This is a genomic window from Vibrio sp. Vb0349, assembly GCF_033338975.1.
In genome coordinates this window covers 1-1498 of sequence record NZ_JAWOTS010000165.1, presented here as the reverse complement: position 1 = coordinate 1498, position 1498 = coordinate 1, and the positions used below count along the sequence as shown (strand labels likewise).

2 protein-coding genes are annotated in these 1498 nt (G+C 44.6%); both read left to right on the top strand.

Annotation, left to right across the window (positions count from 1 at the left end; translation table 11 throughout):
* On the top strand, positions 1 to 226 hold a 226-nt coding region (locus R7Q47_RS24205; RefSeq protein WP_318089741.1), incomplete at its 5' end, for a hypothetical protein.
* Between the two features lie 373 nt (positions 227 to 599).
* Positions 600 to 1498: amino acid aminotransferase (locus R7Q47_RS24200; RefSeq protein WP_318089739.1), on the top strand; the 899-nt coding region annotated here is incomplete at its 3' end.

Here is a 1498-nt window from a genome sequence, read left to right as displayed (position 1 = left end):
AGGACAGCCTTACTACTGGCATCCAGATTGGCTACACGTTGCCGAAGATGCGACAGGGTCACACCCAAAAGAAAAACTAGATGTTCAAGCTGGTGACACCCCAACACAAAAGCATGCGCTTAAAGCAATCCTAAAACACATGAACGATTGGGCGACAGATAAGTTGTCTTCAAATCCTGACATCGAAACCAATGCGGTAGAGTCAGAAATTGAGCTAAAGAAATAGACCTCAACGTTCGATGTAAATTGAATATGCAAGCGCCCCTCACCGTTGGGGCGTTTCTTATCCTTCCCTACTTTTTCCTTCGCAACAGGCTCTGCTTACCTCGCAGGATTCACGTTTTAAACCGCCTAAAATCGCTCCTCAGTAGCCATCAGATTCATGAATTGTTCGATTGAATAAATTAGCACCAAATTGCTACAAAACTCCCCTTTACATCCGGATTTAACCAAGGTTTTCATAGCAAAAGCATCGGTTATGTTAGCATCCTGTTTCAAATCGAAATTTTTTTACGTTTTCTTATCAGTAAGTGTTGTAACGAATATTGCTGAAAGGTATAAATACGAGCAGACCCCTTCGATTAACATGGATGAAGATTATGTTTGAAAAAGTAGTTGCCGCTCCGGCCGACCCTATCCTTGGCCTTACTGAAGAATTTAAAAAAGATCCTCGCGCTGAAAAGATTAACCTTGGCGTTGGTATTTACAAAAACGAACAAGGCGAAACACCTGTTCTTGCTACCGTAAAGAAAGCCGAAGCAGCACTGATTGAAACGGAAAAAACCAAATCATACCTAACCATCGAAGGGACTGCTGAGTACGGTCTGGCGGTACAAAAACTACTTTTCGGTGCAGACGCTGAAATCGTAGCGGAAAAACGCGCGAAAACAGCTCAAGCGCCTGGTGGTACAGGTGCATTACGCGTGGCGGGTGAATTCATCAAACGCCAACTTGGTAACGTAAAAATCTGGATCAGCAACCCAACTTGGGCAAACCACAACGGCGTGTTTACCGCTGCAGGTCTAGAAACGGCTCAATACACTTACTACAACGCAGAAACTAAAGACAAAGACTTCGATGCAATGCTAAACGATCTTCAAGCTGCATCTGAAGGTGACATCGTTCTTCTACACGGCTGCTGCCACAACCCAACAGGCATCGACCCAACTGCTGAAGAATGGGAAACACTAGCGAAGCTGATTGCTGAGAAGAAACTGCTTCCTCTGTTCGACTTTGCATACCAAGGCTTTGCTAAGGGTGTAGAAGAAGACGCAGCTGGCCTACGTACTTTCGCGAAATACAACAAAGAAATTCTCGTTGCGAGCTCGTTCTCGAAAAACTTCGGCCTATACAATGAACGTGTAGGCGCATTCACGCTTGTCGCTGAATCTGAAGAAGTGGCAACAACAGCATTCTCTCAAGTAAAAGCGATCATCCGCTCTGTCTACTCTAACCCAACAGCTCACGGTAGTACTGTTGTTACTCATCTTTTAAACAA